The sequence below is a fragment of the Paenibacillus faecis genome (assembly GCF_008084145.1).
Classification (GTDB): domain Bacteria; phylum Bacillota; class Bacilli; order Paenibacillales; family Paenibacillaceae; genus Fontibacillus; species Fontibacillus faecis.
Map to the genome: position 1 here is coordinate 170,293 of NZ_VSDO01000006.1, position 17,254 is coordinate 187,546.

15 protein-coding genes and 1 pseudogene are annotated in these 17,254 nt (G+C 49.2%); 1 reads left to right on the top strand and 15 read right to left on the bottom strand.

Annotated features, from left to right (window positions below):
* Nucleotides 1-220: 220 nt before the first annotated feature.
* The 6 genes from FRY98_RS25955 to FRY98_RS25985 all read right to left on the bottom strand — a co-directional run bounded on the left by FRY98_RS25955 (nt 221) and on the right by FRY98_RS25985 (nt 7,434).
* Entirely contained in the window at nt 221-1,228 is a 1,008-nt protein-coding gene (locus tag FRY98_RS25955) for a zinc-dependent alcohol dehydrogenase (RefSeq protein ID WP_148457619.1), read from the bottom strand.
* Nucleotides 1,229-1,254: 26 nt separating this feature from the next.
* Nucleotides 1,255-2,118 carry a carbohydrate ABC transporter permease gene (locus FRY98_RS25960; RefSeq protein ID WP_148457620.1) on the bottom strand — a complete coding sequence of 288 codons (864 nt, stop codon included), beginning with the start codon at nt 2,116-2,118 and terminating at the stop codon, nt 1,255-1,257.
* Entirely contained in the window at nt 2,112-2,996 is an 885-nt protein-coding gene (locus FRY98_RS25965; RefSeq protein WP_225040778.1) for an ABC transporter permease, read from the bottom strand. The genes FRY98_RS25960 and FRY98_RS25965 overlap by 7 nt, the downstream gene beginning before the upstream one ends.
* A gap of 181 nt (nt 2,997-3,177) precedes the next feature.
* The gene (locus FRY98_RS25970; RefSeq protein ID WP_148457622.1) at nt 3,178-4,767 is read right to left on the bottom strand and encodes an extracellular solute-binding protein; all 1,590 of its coding nucleotides are present in this window, start codon (nt 4,765-4,767) and stop codon (nt 3,178-3,180) included.
* Nucleotides 4,768-4,836: 69 nt separating this feature from the next.
* Nucleotides 4,837-5,709, bottom strand: coding sequence for a Gfo/Idh/MocA family protein (locus tag FRY98_RS25975; protein WP_148457623.1), 873 nt, complete (start codon nt 5,707-5,709; stop codon nt 4,837-4,839).
* A gap of 351 nt (nt 5,710-6,060) precedes the next feature.
* The gene (locus FRY98_RS25985) at nt 6,061-7,434 is read right to left on the bottom strand and encodes an extracellular solute-binding protein (RefSeq protein WP_148457624.1); all 1,374 of its coding nucleotides are present in this window, start codon (nt 7,432-7,434) and stop codon (nt 6,061-6,063) included.
* Nucleotides 7,435-7,739: 305 nt separating this feature from the next.
* Between FRY98_RS25985 and FRY98_RS29135 the strand changes: the two genes are divergently transcribed.
* The gene (locus FRY98_RS29135) at nt 7,740-7,946 is read left to right on the top strand and encodes a TetR/AcrR family transcriptional regulator C-terminal domain-containing protein (protein WP_249043539.1); all 207 of its coding nucleotides are present in this window, start codon (nt 7,740-7,742) and stop codon (nt 7,944-7,946) included.
* Here the strand turns inward: FRY98_RS29135 and FRY98_RS25995 are convergent.
* The 9 genes and pseudogenes from FRY98_RS25995 to FRY98_RS26035 all read right to left on the bottom strand — a co-directional run.
* A pseudogene (locus FRY98_RS25995) lies at nt 7,934-8,194 on the bottom strand (cysteine hydrolase family protein); the annotation flags it as partial. The gene FRY98_RS29135 and the pseudogene FRY98_RS25995 overlap by 13 nt on opposite strands.
* 184 nt (nt 8,195-8,378) lie before the next feature.
* A complete protein-coding gene (locus tag FRY98_RS26000) occupies nt 8,379-8,606 on the bottom strand; it encodes a hypothetical protein (RefSeq protein ID WP_148457626.1) in 228 nt (75 codons plus the stop codon).
* Between the two features lie 278 nt (nt 8,607-8,884).
* A complete protein-coding gene (locus tag FRY98_RS29565) occupies nt 8,885-9,373 on the bottom strand; it encodes a histidine phosphatase family protein (protein ID WP_148457973.1) in 489 nt (162 codons plus the stop codon).
* Entirely contained in the window at nt 9,343-9,522 is a 180-nt protein-coding gene (locus tag FRY98_RS29570) for a histidine phosphatase family protein (protein ID WP_148457627.1), read from the bottom strand. Before FRY98_RS29570 ends, FRY98_RS29565 begins: the two co-directional genes overlap by 31 nt.
* A gap of 115 nt (nt 9,523-9,637) precedes the next feature.
* On the bottom strand, nt 9,638-11,269 hold the full coding sequence (locus FRY98_RS26015) for a response regulator transcription factor (RefSeq protein WP_148457628.1): 1,632 nt from the start codon (nt 11,267-11,269) through the stop codon (nt 9,638-9,640).
* 21 nt (nt 11,270-11,290) lie between these two features.
* Entirely contained in the window at nt 11,291-13,036 is a 1,746-nt protein-coding gene (locus tag FRY98_RS26020) for a sensor histidine kinase (protein ID WP_148457629.1), read from the bottom strand.
* Nucleotides 13,037-13,141: 105 nt separating this feature from the next.
* Nucleotides 13,142-13,984, bottom strand: coding sequence for a carbohydrate ABC transporter permease (locus FRY98_RS26025; protein WP_148457630.1), 843 nt, complete (start codon nt 13,982-13,984; stop codon nt 13,142-13,144).
* Nucleotides 13,981-14,949, bottom strand: a complete 969-nt coding sequence (locus FRY98_RS26030) for a carbohydrate ABC transporter permease (RefSeq protein WP_148457631.1) — start codon at nt 14,947-14,949, stop codon at nt 13,981-13,983. Before FRY98_RS26030 ends, FRY98_RS26025 begins: the two co-directional genes overlap by 4 nt.
* A gap of 232 nt (nt 14,950-15,181) precedes the next feature.
* Complete coding sequence (locus FRY98_RS26035) at nt 15,182-17,251, bottom strand: alpha-glucuronidase family glycosyl hydrolase (protein ID WP_148457632.1); 2,070 nt, start codon at nt 17,249-17,251, stop codon at nt 15,182-15,184.
* Nucleotides 17,252-17,254 lie beyond the last annotated feature (3 nt).

The following is a 17,254-nucleotide window of genomic DNA, read 5'->3' on the forward strand; positions in this document are numbered from 1 at the left end:
CCTTATTTTTTATCTCGAAACCTATACCTACTTTCAGGTGGTGATCGATCTATTAATAAAGAGCCATGCAAATACGCACGGCTCTTTATTGTCTTGCTGTTTTGTTTTCCCATTTGGCGCTAATCAAAAGACTTAATACGGTTCGAAGCAAACAACTCATGAACATGGTGATCAGGTTGAAAAAAGGCTTTTCATCACGTATCTCCCCTTCTTTATGTCATCAAAAATACTTGATCAACGTGGCCAGGGCCCCTCGAGCCGAGTCGGATTGATAATTTCCATAGGCTTCAAACGCTTCGTCCAACGCAAACATATGCGTGATAGCAGGATTTACCGTAATTCGCTGATCAGCAAGCAGCCTGACGTACTCATCCATATTTCTTCCTTCCGTCCAACGCACGAAACCGATGGGATAATCCTGATTGTTCTTCTCGTACTGCATATCGTACCTTCCCGGCCCGCCCGCTCTCGAGATCAGGACCTGGGCTTCTTTGCGAAACATCAAATCTCTTGAAAACTTCATGGACAAATCACCGACGATCACGACTTTTCCCCGGTCACGAAGCCATTCAAGCGACTTGTTGATCAGCATTTCTCCAGGTCCGCCGGCACATAAGAGAATGGAATCGAATCCGTACCCCCCCGTTTCGTTCACCACAAAACGATCCACTTCCTCTTCACTTGAAAAGCTCGCTTGAATGCCCATCTGCTCCTGAAGCAGCTGAACCCGAGCTTCGCTCAGATCATATGCAGCAGTGTGGCATGCAGCAGCAGCGGCAATTTGGGCCACAAGATTTCCGAGAATACCCAGTCCAACGACAAGCACCTTGTCGCCGAACCTCACGTCGGCTGTACGCAGGGCATGTATGGCAATGGCCCCGAGCCCTGTAAATGCGGCCTCCTCAGGTTTGACATGATAAGGCACTTTGGTTACCAGATTGGTCGGTACCGAAATCACCTCTGCGTGTCTTACGTAGGGCACACCGTAACAAGCCACTCGGTCTCCCGGGAAAATATCTCTGACTTCACTTCCCGTTTTTTCCACAATCCCAACAGCGCTATAGCCAAGGTATACGGGAGATACGCCTGATCTCTTAATCGCGCTCATCTCCGTACCGGGACTAATCGCCGAATATTCGGTTCTCACTTGGACATGTCGTTTGTTCAGTGCGGGGATATCCGCTTGCAGTATCGTAACTTTTCCTTCCTTCGCAGCAACGATTTTCATTAGATAGAGCTCCTCCTTATGTCGATTTAGCCTTTTTCCGAACCGAGCATCACACCTTTGGCAAAATACTTCTGGGCAAACGGATAGATGAGCAGAACAGGGATCATGGAAAGCACGATCGTCGCATTTTTGATGGACTGAGGGGCAAGAGCCGAACGGTCGACAAGTCCCGCGTCGTTTTCCGCGCTGTAGATTAGCATATCCCGCAGCACGACCTGCAAAGGATATTTATCCGGATCGTTCAAGTAAATCAGCGGCAGGAAAAAGCTGTTCCAGTGACCCATGAAATAAAAAAGTCCGATAGAAGCAAGCGCAGGCTTGGATAAAGGAATGACAATGTTGAACAGAATGCGGTATTCGGAGGCTCCGTCGATCAGGGCCGCTTCGCGTATCTGGGAAGACATGTTTTCGTAAAAGCTTTTTAGAATAATCAGTTCCATGGTCCAGATGGCATTGGGAAGTACGAGTGCCCAAACCGAATCTGTTAACCCCAACTGCTGCACGACTACATAAGTGGGTATAATGCCGGGATTCAGGAACATGGTTAGAACGATGGCCAGCATAAAAAACTTGCGTCCGAAAAATCCTTTTTGGGACAAGGGATACGCGGCAACAGCCGTGATAAGTAAATTCACAAACGTGCCGAATGCCGTATAAAAAACAGAATTCAGATAGGCTCTTGGAATCGTGTCATTTTTAAGCACCTCGGCATAAGCTTCAAGGTTCAGACCTTTCGGGAAAAGAAACACCCTACCTTGAACGACTGCTGCTGTATCGCTCAAAGAAACGGCCGTAATGTACACAATGGGATAGAGTGTCGCTATAGCAACAAGACAGAGTATCAGCGTGTTAAAAACACCAAAAACAGATATTTTGCGTTCTCCTACCATAAGCCGTTTCCTCCCAGCCGTTTGCTGATCGCATTGGCGGACAGCAGCATCACCATGGCCACGAGCGCCTCGAACAGCCCTACTGCGGCCGCATAACTGTAATTCGATTCAAGCAGTCCTTTACGGTACACATACGTTGAAAATACATCGGCAACATTATAGGTCATCGGATTGTAGAGCAGCAGTACTTTCTCGTAACCGACGCGAATCAAGGAGCCGGTTTTCAATATAAACATGATGAGCATCGTGGGAAACAATCCGGGAAGCGTGATATGGCGGATCATATGGAAACGGCTGGCGCCGTCCACCTTGGCGGCTTCATAGAGCGTGGGGCTGATTCCCGCAATCGCCGCCAGATAAATGATCGATTCGTATCCTGCGTTCGCCCATATTTCCGAAATAACATAAATCGGACGGAACCAACCCGGATCAACGAGAAAATACTTTTTCTCGAAACCGAACGCAGCCAGTACTTGATTCAAAATACCATGGTTCGGAGAAAGGAAATCGATAATCATGCTGCTGATAATGACCACGGACAAAAATGCCGGCAAATAACTGAAGGTTTGAACGGACTTTTTAAACCATTTGTTTCTAACTTCGTTCAGCAGAAGGGCAAGCATGATTGGAAAAGGAAAGCCAAAAATGAGCGTATACAACCCAAGGAGCAGCGTGTTCCGGAACAGCATCCAGAAGTCTTGGTTCGTAAAAAACTTGATGAAATGCTCAAATCCCACCCATTCGCTGCCAAGCACTCCTGTAAACACGCTGTAGTCTTTGAAGGCAATAATCAGTCCATATAGCGGCCCGTAACGAAAGATGACGTAGAATAGGATGCAAGGTAGAAACAGCAGAAGCAGTTGCCTGTCGCGTTTCATATGATTCCACGTTTTTCCAAGCCGGCTTCTGAAGCTCTTCTTTGGCACTTCTTTATGGTAAACTGCCGAATGTCCCGTACCGATGTCTGCCATAAGATTTTCGCCTCCAATCCTTTTTCCCGCAAGGAGGGAATCGTTCCATGCCTCGTCCCCTCCAGTTGATTCACAGGTTTAAGGCCTTTTATTTGGACTCATCGTATCTTTTTTGAGCTTCATTATAGATCGTCATCAGTTCCTCCACGCCGCCTTTGCTGATTTGGCCTTTGAAATCCTCCCACTCGGCATCTCCGTAGCTGGCGTCAAGAATATATTTCGCGTTAAATTCCTCAGCCGATTTTTGCAGCGATGTCTGCAGCTCGGCGATCTTGGAAGTTTCTTCGTCCGTAAAATTAAGGATAGGATCAAGTGGTTCGAACCGATTCTCGTTCACGATTTTATCCTGCGCCTCCTGCTCTTTTTCCGAGAAACGATAGTAGATGCTTCGATGGTCCGGTCTTAGGTAAGCTCCTTCCAGCCACATGGCATACCGATCCTCCAGCACGGTAATATCGACAAGCGGAAGATCCTTCAGTTCCGGGTAGACCGGATATCCGTCCTCGCCCCATTCGAAGTTAACCCCTTCCACCCCGATGGTCATCAGTTCACTCCCGGATGGGCTGGTTAGATAGTCGAGCAGTTTGAGTGAGGTTTCTGTATTTTTGTTCTTGGCTACGGCAACGCTGAAATCCGAAACTTCTGGCAGGGTTCTGACATTGCCGGTCGGTCCCACGGGGTTTGCATACCTGAGGTCATAGTCCGGATTTTGCCCTTTGATCTGGTTGTAGAAGAGATCAAGGCGTCCAATCCAGTCAAACGTGACAAACGATTTGTCCGTCGTCATCTTGGTCGTCCAGGAATCCTGCGTGTCCGTCAAAAATTCCGGATCGAGCAGTTCTTCATTGTACAGCTTTTTCATGAAATCGAGCATGTCTCTATGCTCTTGCTGTACTGCGGCGTACTTCCAGATTCCATCTTTTTCATCGTAATAGGCCGGGTACTGATCCGTATTGCCGAGCCCCCAGCCGAAGGCCCAATCTCTGAAGATATTGGCCATGCTTTTGGATGCATAGGGGTAAGAATCGGGGTAAGCTTCTTTTACTTTTTTCAAAGCTTCGTAAAACTCGTTCGTGTTCGTCCATTCCTTAATGCCTAGCTCATCAAAGATATCTTTCCTGTACATGAATCCGTGATTTACTTTTCGATTGAGGTTATATATAGGCCAGGTATATATGTTGCCGGCTTCATCGCCGAAGGATTTGATGACCCAGTCGTTTTCTTCCATATATAGCTTTTTGAAGTTAGGGAGCTGATCCGCGTATTCATTGATGGCCGCTACACCTTTTTGTTTGCCGATTTTTTTGAGTTCGGCCGGTTTTAACCCTGTAAAAATGTCCGGCAGCTTACCGGATGCCACAATGACTTTTAATTTATCCTGGTAGGTTTGTGGGGAATAGGTTTGGAAGTTCACTTTAATACCGGTCCGTTTTTCAAGCTCCTGGACAACCAGTTTGCTCGGACCGAGATCTTTCGCGTTGCTTGGCAGCATGTACGTGATGGTCGTCGGCTCATCTACAAGAGGCAAAGTCAAGCCGCCTGTATCACCGTACTTTCCGGGCTCCTGGGGCGGCAAGGCGGCGGAACCGCCTTTGTCCGTACCGCTGCTGCATGCGGCAAGGATCGAGGTTAACAGCGTGGTCGCAAGCAGCATGGAAATCCTCTTTTTCAGCTTCATCAAACATTCCTCCTTCAGATAGGTGGATCTGATTCACTAGAACAAGGGGTCAATCCGTATAAGGCCTAATCACATTTCCATGAGGACGGTGCGTTTTTGTAGACGGCTTTGCTCCGCACACTCCAAAAACCGGATGACTTCCAGCGTTTCAGAGGGATGCACCGTGTACACGCCGTTTTTGAACAAATTTATGACAGACTTTAAAAGCTCTTTGTAACTCGGTTCAAGCGGGACATGGCGGGTAGCGTTTCTGGTGTGCAGGCTTATTCCAAAAGACTCTGGGCCACTTCGGATTCCGCGAATCGTTCCCATTCGCCCCTCTTTCCAGGTTCCGGTAATGAGATCGTCGTGATCTGTGGAAAAGGCGGTCACTTCCCTGCACCCGGGGCCCATGATTCGAAACAACAGTTCTGCCGAATGGATGCCGTACCAAAAATAATGCCCCTGCGTCGATTCGACGTGCATCGGGCCGTACACGTCCGCCCCCAAGATGTCTCCTCTTGTGCATTCAGGCAGGGCTTCTGCATAACGTAAGCTTGAAGCACTCATTAATGGGATTTGAAACTCTTCTGCGAGTTTAATGATTTCACTTGCGTCTGCTGTCGACAAAGTAAAAGGCTTATCGATAAATACCGGTTTCCGGTAAGGACAGATGGCCTTGAATTGATTCAGATGTGTCCTTCCGTCGGCACTCAAGATAAGGATGGCATCGGTGCTTTCTGCAACTTCCTGTACCGTGGGCATCAATCTCACTCCGTATTCTTTCGTCATCCGGCCGGCAAAAGTGTGTACACGACTGATGCTGAGAGGAAAATCCGGAGATCCGCCCGCATATGCGGCCGTCACGGTCACATCCGAAAAAAGAGTCTCCTGGGTTTCATGAAGAGTACGGGTGAATGCCAGGGCATGCGAGCTGTCAAGCCCAATGATTCCGATATTCATGGCTGGGAAAGAGAAGCAAGCCTAGACGATTTTGTCAAGCAGCATCTGGATGAATGGCTTTGACCCATCTTCCCGCCTGCGCCTAATATTAGAAGCTCCCCGTCTACTTTATATAAGTCGCTGATTAGCCGGTCCGATGCCTCCGAAAGCTTTGCTTCCAATTCAGCCACGGTCTTCATCCGAATAAAGTCACCTCTCTTTGTTAAGTTCTGTAATTGGATCATATGTGGTATTTATTTTCACTAAGAAATTAGCATATGCCAAGTTGTCTGTCAACTGGTTCTTTTGTAGTTCATATAAAATAAAAAAAGCACTTCCTCATGGCAGTGCTTTTTAGGCTTCTTTTCGGTTTTAAAGATTGAGACTTTTAGACGGAAGCAACACTTCAGCAAGTCCCTCTTCATCCGTTAAATAAGACATGTACTGCTTCAGGCTTTCTCCGAAACGAATCTGTGTTTCCATAGAAATCGACAGATCGCGATACGTCATGTATTTCGAACTATAGTCTCGATGAAGCTCCAGCCTGGACGGTTTGTTTTTAAGCTCCACTGAAAATGTTTCCGTAATATATCTGCTTGCAGGTAAACTGTATGTGTACTGTCTGATATAGGTCTGTGCCTCATCTGAAGTGAGATAATTCACAAAGCAGGCCGCCGTGTCCTTTCGGCTCGATTCGGCACTGAGAGCAATGGCTGTAGAGAGAAGGAGTGTTCTATCATTCTTAAAATGTGGCAGCGGAGCGATATCAAAGGAAAAATTCGCATTCTTCAGCTCATTCAGCATGTAATATGTGGTTAGCATGACGGAGATCTTCTGCTCCTTAAACAATTTCTCGGCTTCGAATTCACCTTGTGCCAAGGCAAGCGGAAATATTCCTTCCTCTGTCACAAGATCCCTGAGCCATCGTAATCCTTCTGTGGGCAAGCTGGTTCCGTTCTGAGCTGGACTGGAATCGATCGAAGATGGATCGTCCTCATTTTGCAACCAGAAAATGGGCCACCGATTCATGGAAAATAATTGAAAAGCGATGCTGTAGCGATGAGGCGCCTTGAGCTCCCTGAGCAGTGCCGCCAGTTCATCCCAACTCCAGCTGCTGTTTGGTTCACCCAGTCTTTTCTCCCTCAGATGCTCCTTGTTGTAACACAAAATAACAGGTGAGTAAACGAAAGGCTGTGCTGCCAGAACACCCGATTCCTTCTCAAAATAAGGTGTAAGAAAAGGGTATATCGTATCGTCTCGATCCTGGTCGGCAAACAAATCAAGGTAGTTTTTCTCTTGGAATTGGTACATATCCTGCAAGTTGATGGTTAATGCATCGATAATCCCCAGTTTGATCAGATTGGCGATATTGTCTGAATTCATATAAGGAAGCTCAATCGTTTCCACATGAATATGCGGATGTTTCTCGTGGAATCGCTTAATTAGTTCCTCCATCCCCGCTTCTTTATACAATGAGGGATATACGCCAAAACGAATGGTTTCCTTGGAAGCAGGCTTTGTTACCTGCGTGCCTACCCTGGGAATTTTAATGATCAAACCTTCTTGTACGAGCTCATCCAGAACGTATCTCACGGAGTTTTTGCTTAGATTGTACTGTTCTGTCAGTGCCAACTCGGAAGGAAGAAATTCTCCCGGGCTGTAAGCTCCGGAGTTAATTTTTTGCTTCAGATCGGCAGACATATGTCTGGTTCTGGTCTGAAAAGTATGACGATCTATTTTCGCCATTGGCCGTTCCACCTATCCTCTTCATCTTTTTATGTTCTAACTATATTTCATTGCACTTCCTGATTATTATTTTATTATACCAGATATGAACCAGTTGCACACGCTGTGAGTAAATTAATTCACTTAAAATATTATGGCGACAAACAGAACTTACTGCTTGCCGTTGTGGAAGAAAGCAGTTCGGCGGTTCTGGATATGATTGATCGAGGGATTTCATCCATCTCTGGGAGTTTGAGGGTCTTGAGCAGGCGCTCATCTTATTTTGCGAACAAATCATTGCTTCTGCGAACGGTTCGTCCGATTACATGGCTTTGACCCGTCTGCTTATGGTGGAAGCCGCCAACCTGCCGGACTCGTTTTTGGAAAGCCTGGATAACGCTACTGAAGAGGGGATTATCAGGAGATTTACCGAATTTGGCCAAAAAGGTTTACTCGATGTGCCCGATCCTAAAATGGCTGCGAAGCACTTCGCTGCATTAACGTCTTTATTGGCATTTAATCAACCATCATAATGATTGCGGTTTTGCTTAACGATAAAAGACTGGCGGGGCCGCAGCTGCAGGTCCAAATCCGTGCCGTAGAACGCGCCCCACTGCCGCTTGGTAACGACATGGGCGTTTTTCACGCCGGCCAATTCCGGCAGGATGCGGTCCCAGCCTTCGGGATATTGCCCGATACCAAGCTGCTGGTCGGTTTGCGGCTTCAACGTATCTTTGCCGTCGAGGGACGATGAAACGCGGACCAGCACAACGAACCCGCCTTTCTCTGCAAACGCGCCCCGTCAGGGAGTCGGGCGTTTTTTTTTGATCAGCGTATTGACCGACGGGTTCAGCCCCGAGGCCGAAAAAGCGATTCCGGCGATCAGTGAGACATGGGCTTGCCCCTTGGGTAAGCTGGTCGACGTACCCGGTGATGACCGGATCCAACGGAATACGTGGATCGTTTCAACTATTTTTCTTCTGCTTTGCAACTTGCCTACCGCCGATGGTAAGCATGATAACTCCAATTACTGCTAGAATAATCCGAACTAAAAATGGACTCAATGTAAACACAGTTTCACCTTGCCAGTGCAATCCGAACAACCTTTCATCTAGCCCTACAGTCTCCAATAATGGCTTAAGAAACAAACTCAGCGCTAAAAATACTAATCCCCAAATAATACTACTTTTCATTGATTAAAAGCCTCTTTTCCAACTTTTATTTGGCTCTGTAAAGGAATATGCTTTTGACCCTACTCCTCAATAAATTGCTGTCGTTTTCACCCTTGTGAACCACCTCCTGTTATCTTCATTAACAGTGCTTATTTGAGCCCACGTTCTAACTTCTTTTTGCTACTGTTTCTGCTGAATGGATCTTCATACTCTTTTACACTCAGTTTATCATAAGCCAGTTACCCCCAACAGTTTCCACATTTGTTCTTTTTCCAGCCTCGGATGAAGATAATTTTCAGTCAATGCCCTTCCAAATGTCGGGCATCATTATACTTTATAAGTGACCAAGTCTTATCTTCTTGCCTGGACCAGTGCGTAATGGACGTATGGTTCGTTTGAAATCCAACTTTCGGCATTTCAAAGGCGTTTAATCCGAAAAAAAACTGAAACGAGCAATCGATCACACCCCCGTGACACACGATTGCTATGGTCTTTCCCTCGTATTGGTGACAAATTCGATTAAGGGCTGACCCTACACGCAAAACAAATTGAGGCCAATTCTCGGCTCCGGGTGCTATCACGGAAAACGGGTTCTGCTTAGGGTTATGCAAGGCCAGTAATTCGTCCAGAGTCTCTTTGTTCATGCCGAGCGCTTGACCAGCACGCATCTCTTGAAGATCATCATCCAAAACAACAGAAACTTTTAGCCCTTCGGCAATGATCTCAGCGGTCTGCTTCGCCCGAAGAAATGAGCTTGCTATCCAAACATCCGCCCGGATTTCCTTGATCTAACTAGCCGATCTCTTAATTTCCTGGCTTGCACCACGCCCAGCTCTGTTAGTCCGTAATCATTAACGATGCCATCCTTTATAATACAAGCCTCTCCATGTCTTATCAGGTAAAGCTGCGTCATGGATCTCGCCACTCCTTTTATCATTTATACTTCGGCAGCTAAACTTCCAGTCCCCTAGGCACTCATCACACCGAGAAGCTGCTCGCGGTAAAACTAAATTTGCTGGAGCCGGTCCACCTCTTTTTGGCCGTAGTGATTCTTATTTAACTAAGATCAGATCCGTCGGCTTCATTCCCGTGATCTTTTTGAACAAGGTGCTGAAATACGGCACATTTTTGTATCCGACCTTTTCCGCCACCTCATAAACGAGCATGTTGCGCTCAAGCAGCAGCTCCCGGGCTTTCTCGATTCTCACGCGGGTGAGGTAATTGTTGAAGGTTTCCCCTGTGATGTTTTTAAAAATAATGGACAGATGGTTCCGCGAAATATAGATTTTTTCCGAAAGCTCGGCTAACGTAACATCTTCGGCGTAATGCTCATGGATATAATGAGTCATGAAATCGACGACCTGCCGGTGTTTGCTGTTCCCCCGAAGCTGGCGGCTTCTGCATATCACGGATATCTTGGAACACAACCATTCACCGAGTTGAACCGGATCCGTCAGCGAAATCAATTCTTTGGCGATGAGATCGTTCGGGAACAAGTCATTCAGCAAAATGCCTGCTTCATATAAGCTGTAGTTGAATACCCCCCACACCTCGCCGGCCTGCATTTGAATATACTCCGGTGTAATCGCTTTCTGATTTTCCAACAGCTTCACTTGCTCTTCAATCAGGGCCTTGGCTTCTTCCTCCTGGGACGATTTGATCGCACCCGCAATTTCAACGTAAAATTTGACCGGAAACAAAATGATGGACTGCTGATTTTCGCTCTCCTTCTCTTCTCTCTCGTACCCATACATCTCGTAGTTCGGGGTGAGCCGCTGGGTTCTCAAATCAATCGCGCGAAACGCCTCTTCGGTTGAGTCGGGAATTTTCGTCCATTCTTGCTTTATTTCCCCGATGCCGACGCGAATCTGGAGCTTCACATAACATTTAACGCTTTCGATCAGCTTCATGCCCAGTTCCTTCAGCCGCTCCTCCAATTCCCCGCGATTCTCCTCCGGCTGGGGGTGGACGATCAGCACCGCTCGGGAGCTGTGCAGCTCGGTATATTCGATCGCCGCAAAGATTTTACGCGCCACCTCGCACGCGATATTGCTGATGGCAAACCGGAACAGGTTCCAATCGGTCAAAGGGAGTTGACTGGCCCGCATATCGCGGACCGTATCGATGCCGATGGCGATATGATTGCATTTCGACCAATACCGGTATGGACGCGGCAAGCTGTCGGGAGAGCGGTATGTGCCCTCAAGCGTTCCGACCACCGCGGATCTTACCCATTCTTTTTCGATAAAAGGCTCGTAAAGCTTGAGTTTCTGCTCGACCTCGCCTTGCTTGATCCGCTTCTCTTCCTCCTCCGTTAGTTCCTCGACCACCTTGGACAAAATCCTTTTTAGCGTCGGAACGCTGATCGGTTTGGACACGTAGTCACTTACGTTAAATCTTAACGCTTGCCTCGCGTATTCGAAATCGGAATAACCGCTCAAAATAATGATCTTGCCATCGTACCCTTCCTTTCTCAACTGTTCGATCATGTCCAGGCCGTTCATCGACGGCATATAGATGTCCGTGATAATGATATCGGGTTCTGTCTCGCGGATCATGTCCAGGCCGTCCGCTCCATTCAGCGCTTCACCCGCCCATACGGCGCCGAGCTGTTCCCATGGTATTGCCCGCTTCATGCCCTGAAGTACCTGACGTTCATCATCCACAATGGCAATTTTCCACATTTCGCTGTCCTCCTAATCCTCTTACTTATCCTTCCCCGCAGACTGGGGAGGCTCCGTCAGACGCGGCAAATCGACCACGACGCGAGCACCGCCTTCTTCCCGCTCCGCCAGTTTGACTCCATAGCGGTCATCGAAGTAACCCGCGATCCTTTCCCTCACATTGCGCATCCCGTACCCGCCTGTGCGGCGAGGCTGTTTCCTGTCGGCGGCCTTACTGAGCCCGGCTCCGTCGTCTTCGATCGTGATTTGCAAGCTATCGGTTGTATCCTCGAACCGGATGCGAATAAAGCCGCGGCTCCGGGCATTAAAGCCGTGAACGATCGAGTTTTCCACGAACGGCTGGAGCGTTAGCTTCGGTATATACAAGTCGCGAAGCTCCGGCGGTGCTTCAATCTCGAATTCAAGTCCTTCGCCCCAGCGAAGTTGCTGGATTTCCAAATAACAAGTAATATGTTCCAGTTCCTCGGCAATCGTGATGAAGCTGTTGCCGTTCGACAAGCCGATACGGAACATGCGTCCCATCAGCTCAAGAATGCGGCTAAGCTCATCCTGCCCAGCTTCAATGGCCATCCAGTTCAACTGGTCCAGCATATTATAGAGAAAATGAGGATTAATGTTGGCCTGCAGCGCCTCAATCTCCGCTTTGCGCTGCTGCTCGTACCGCCGTTCGAGCGAGCGGTACAGTTCCTCAATCCGCTCGTTCTGCTTGCGGTAACCGGCAAACAGATACCCGAATTCGTTTTCGTAATCGCGGGGAAGCTCCGTTTTATTGCCATCGACGAAATCCGACCGCATGGCCGTAACAAGCTGTTTGATCGGCTTCGTAAACTGGCTGCTGAGATAATGGGTTAGCAGGAGGACCGACAAAATGGCGGCGAGACCGATAAACCCGATCACCATGGCAAGCGTATAACTGCCTTCGGTGATTTGCTTCCACGAGGAAATCTCCACCAGCGTCCAGTTGGAGTCCTGCAATTTGGAATATACGAGCAGCGAATCGCCGATTTTGGCATTTCCCCGGATCCGGACATGCCCCGATTCCTCGTCTTTGGCATTGATCCATTCGGACAGCTCCGTATGGTCCAAAACTTGTCCGGTTCTGACCAATTCCCTGCCCTGGGAGTCCACCATCAGCCGATTGGCATTGGAGGTATGGCCGGCCAGTATTTTGACGATCTCTTTATATTTAATATGAATCACCAGTACCCCCAGGTACTTGTCATCGTACACGATTTTGCGGCCAAAACTGAGCACCGGGACTTCTCCTTGGAAGCTATTAATGTCATGTTCAGTGGACCAGGCGAAATCATTGTTCACAAAAGCGCCGGCCCAAGCCTCTTGGTTTAGCTTGTTCAGGTCCCGGAACTGGATGTAATTGTCCTCTTCCCGCTGAAAAGGGTGTTCCATATATAAATCGATGCCTTGGATCAACGGAATCGAATAGGTTAGATTGGCCAATGCATTTACAACGTTGATGGAACGCCGATAAGTGTCGTATTGGTCCCGCCGATCCTTAAGAAAAGAGATAATCTCGTTATCGCGGGAGGTGGACAGCGAAATCTGTTCGATCATCGTAAGACGCGTCATAATCTCGTTGTTCAACTCATCCAGCAGCCGCTGCTGATACAGCGAGCTGGTTTTAACTAGCTCGTTGGAGGAAATAATGTAGCTGGCCCACGCGATGCAGGCGACCACGACCACGATGACTACGGCAAAGCTGCGAAAAAAAAGGGTGTCGACGCGGAATTTTTTAAAAGGGCTGATCATCTCTCGGGTGCTCCTTTCCGGTACATAAGGAGAAAAAACGGTAAAGCCGCGAAACGAATCGTTTCGGCAAAGCTCTACCGTTATATTATTGGCGGCCCACCATCCTTATCCCTTTATTCCGGTTGTGGCAATGCCTTCAACAAAATACTTTTGCAGGAACATGAATACGAAAGTGGCCGGCAGAATGGATACGAGCGACATCGCCAGAAGCTGGCCCCATTCTTGAGCGGACTGGGAATCGTTGATCATCCGCAGCGCCAGGCTGACCGTATATTTGTCAACCGAGTTGATATACAGCAAGTGGCCGAGAAAATCATCCCAGTTCCAAAGGAAGCAGAAGATCATGACGGTGACGATAGCCGGTTTGGTCAACGGCAGCACGATCCGCCAGAAAATGCCGAACCAGGAACAGCCGTCGATTTTGGCCGATTCGTCCAGCTCTTTCGGAATCCCCCGGATGAATTGAATAAGCAGGAAGACGAAAAACGTACCGCCGGCGCCTGCCGCTGCCAAGTGAGGGACAATAAACGGCAAATACGTATTGACCCAGCCCAGCTGATGGAACAAAGAGTATTGCGGAATGATCAATACTTGTCCGGGCATCATCAAGGTTAACATGAAAATGGAGAACCAAAAGTTCTTCAGCGGAAAGTTCAGTCTGCCAAACCCGAAGGCCACCAGCGAGCTGGAGATCAAGGTGACGGCCAACACGGCGATCTCCAGGCCGAAGGTATTAAGATAAAAGTCCGTAAACGTGTGTCCGGGAACCGAATTCCAGCCTTTCACGAAGTTGCTCCATTGCGGAACCTTAGGGAAAATATTCGGCGATCCCAGTTCGGTATTGCTTTTAAGCGATGCGCCGATCCACCAAAGCACCGGGTAGACCATCACAAAACTGAACAGAATCATGAAAATATGCCGGATGAACGGTTTTATTTTGATCATCATCTGCGTCTCTTTCTCCCTTCCGTCTCCGTTTCATAGAACACCCAATATCTCGACGTTCCGGCGATGATCAGCGATGCGATAACGATGATGACCAGCATGATCCAGGCGAGCGCCGAGGAGTATCCGAGCTGATACCGGCTAAACGCACGTTCGTACAGATAGAGGGCGTATACGTAGGTCGAGTTCATCGGACCTCCGTTGGTGATGACAAACGCGGAGGTGAACATTTGGAACGCGTTGATCACGCCCATGATCAGATTGAAGTAAATAATCGGCGACAACATCGGAAGCGTAATGCGGAAAAACTGAACAAATTGGTTCGCCCCGTCTACGGAGGAAGCCTCGTACAAGTCGTTCGGAATTTGCTTCAGCCCCGCCAAGAAAATCACCATCGCGGAACCAAACTGCCAAACCGCAAGCAGAACGAGCGTACTCATCGCGGTATCCGGGCTGGTGATCCAACCCTTGCCTTCGAACCCAAAGGCGGCGATGATTTTGTTGAAAATTCCCTCTACGCCAAAGATGTTCCGCCACAGCATGGATACGGCGATACTTCCGCCGATCAGCGATGGAAAATAGATCGCTGTGCGATATACCCCGATTCCACGAATGGCTTTGTTCAGCAGCATGGCGATCAACAAAGCCGCGATCAGCTTTAAAGGGACGGAGGCGATCACGTATTGGAACGTAGCGCGAAGGGATTCTTCAAACTTCGGATCCGAGCTAAAGATGTTGACGTAGTTTTTGGTTCCTACCCATTCGATCGGTCTGAGCAGGGTGTAATTCGTAAACGAATAATACAGCGATAATAAAAGCGGATACGCCGTGAGCCCGATAAAGCCGATCAGCCAAGGCGAAATAAATAAATAGCCGGCAATGGGAGCATCCCATTTTTTCAAAAAAGAACGTCGTCTTTTCTTCACGATCCTCTCCTGATTTGCGGCTACGGGTGCGGAACGACCCATATGCGATCACCTCTGTAGTTTGTCTGATAGCTTAAGTATAGATGGGTCTCCTAGGCGGTTAAATGAGGGTAATCCTCGATTTCTTTTAAAATATCACGAAAAAATCCTAACGGACACGGCGTCACCTTTTCGTTTATACTCTTAACGCAAACAGAGGAATGGCTCCCCATTCCTCCGAAATAAGTCCGCAAATGAAATTCTTGAAACCGCCAACGGCAATCCGTCACGCCTATTAATAAATCCGTCTGCCCCGTTCGTCAGGGATGCCGCTTTTGCGGAAGAAATACGTGTTGATCTGGTCCCGCCATTCTTTGGCGTGTTCCGCTTGCTCCGCCAGCCGGACCGCGACCTGCTTGTGCAGCGACTCGGGGATCAGGCCGGCCAGGCTGCCCCAGGTTTCTTCCAACCGGGCGGCGAGCTCCGCGCCTTCGAAATGCGTATCGTAGATGTGCTGGATGACCGTTTTGCCGGAATGCAGGACATGGGTGTACGGGACATGATGGAAAAACAGCAGCAGTTCATCCGGGCAGCTCTCCAAAGATTCGTACAGCCTGAAATTGGGCTCGGCGTATTGGGCCGTGTATCCCGTACCCGTCGCTTTGGTCCGGTCCACACCGATCCCGCGGCAATCGGCAAAATGGTACGTCCCCCACATCGAATACTCATAACCGTCGACGTTAGGCCCGTAATGATGATTGGGATTGACCATAAACCCGATGCCAAGCGGTGCCGTATAGGATTCGTAAATACTTATGGAGTCCAGCAAAATACCGCGAATCGTCCGGACCACCCGCTCGTCGTCCCCAAACGTCAGGCGGATCCACTCCTCCGCGATTTCCTCGTTGGTCAGCTCCGGATTCCAAGCGAGCCGGCCGTATCCGTACAAATTGGCCTGAGCCAGCAAATGCCCGGTCCAGTTGGCATCGTCCCCGATGTTGGAAACAGCAGCGAAGCCACTGTACCGGCTCCCATGAACCGAACCATCAACGATGCGTTTGATTGGAGTACCCTCCCCCTGCAAATACGTATCGAATTCCAGCACTTCCTTCCATTGCGGCACCAGATAACAAACATGCCGCTGCTGCCCGGTATACTCCTGGGTAATCTGAAACTCGATCATCTGGTTTGTGGCAGGCATTGCGCCGAGAAGCGGCGACACGGGCTCACGCACCTGAAAATCGATCGGCCCGTTTTTTACCTGCAGGATGACGTTATCATTAAAGCGGCCGTCCAGCGGGACAAAATGATCGTACGCCGCTCTGGCCCGGTCCGTCTTCCGGTCGCGCCAATCCTGCTTGCAGTTGTATACGAAGCAACGCCAGATCACGACGCCGCCGTGCGGGTCCAGCGCTTCGGCCAGCATATTGGCGCCGTCCGCGTGGTCGCGGCCGTAGGTGAATGGCCCGGGCCGGTTCTCCGAATCGGCTTTGACGAGAAAACCGCCGAAATCGGGGATATAACGGTAAATGTCCGCCGCCCGCTCGCGCCACCACCGCTTAACCTCCGGGTCCAGAGGATCAGCCGTGGGCAGGCTGCCGATCTCCAGCGGCGCTGCGTAATTGATACTGAGGAACAAATTGATCCCGTAATTGCGGAAAATCCCGGCAAGCCCGGCCACCTCCGGCAAATACGCTTCCGTAATCAGCATCGTTTCCAAGCGGTGCACATTTACATTGTTGATCGATAGAGCATTCACTCCGGTGGATGCCAATAGCCTGGCATAATCGCGAATTCGCTGCAAATCGGAGGTGATTTTGCCGTCCGCATAAAAAATCGAGTTCCCGGCATAACCGCGTTCGATCGACCCGTCGATATTGTCCCATTGGTTGATCATCCGGAGTTGGTTGACCGGATTTTCCACGATATGAATAGCGCTGATGGGGCTGCCAATACCAATCAGTCTTAGCAGATGGAAAACGCCGTACAACACGCCTGCGGAAGAAACCGCGCCAATGGCGATGCGTCCGGCGGACGCATCGCTTTGGATCGCGAAGCCTTCCGCCCCGATGCCTGCGCGCGTTTCTTCGTCAATGAATTCCTGAAGCAGCGAGTTGCCGCCGATGGTTCCAATCACAATGCCTGAACCGCCATCCCAGGTATGTGAAATTTCGGGCGTTTGCCCCAACATCCCTTCCAGTCCGCGGACGAGTTCGGCCACGGCGGAAGCGATGATTTCATCCTGCTCCGCAACGACAATGCGGCGATAATCAGCATACTGTTCAAGCGTTTTACCTGCTAACCGGTTATACCCAAGCCAGGCCTGATAGCCCGTGTTTTTTGCGAAAAATGGTGTATGGCTCATGCG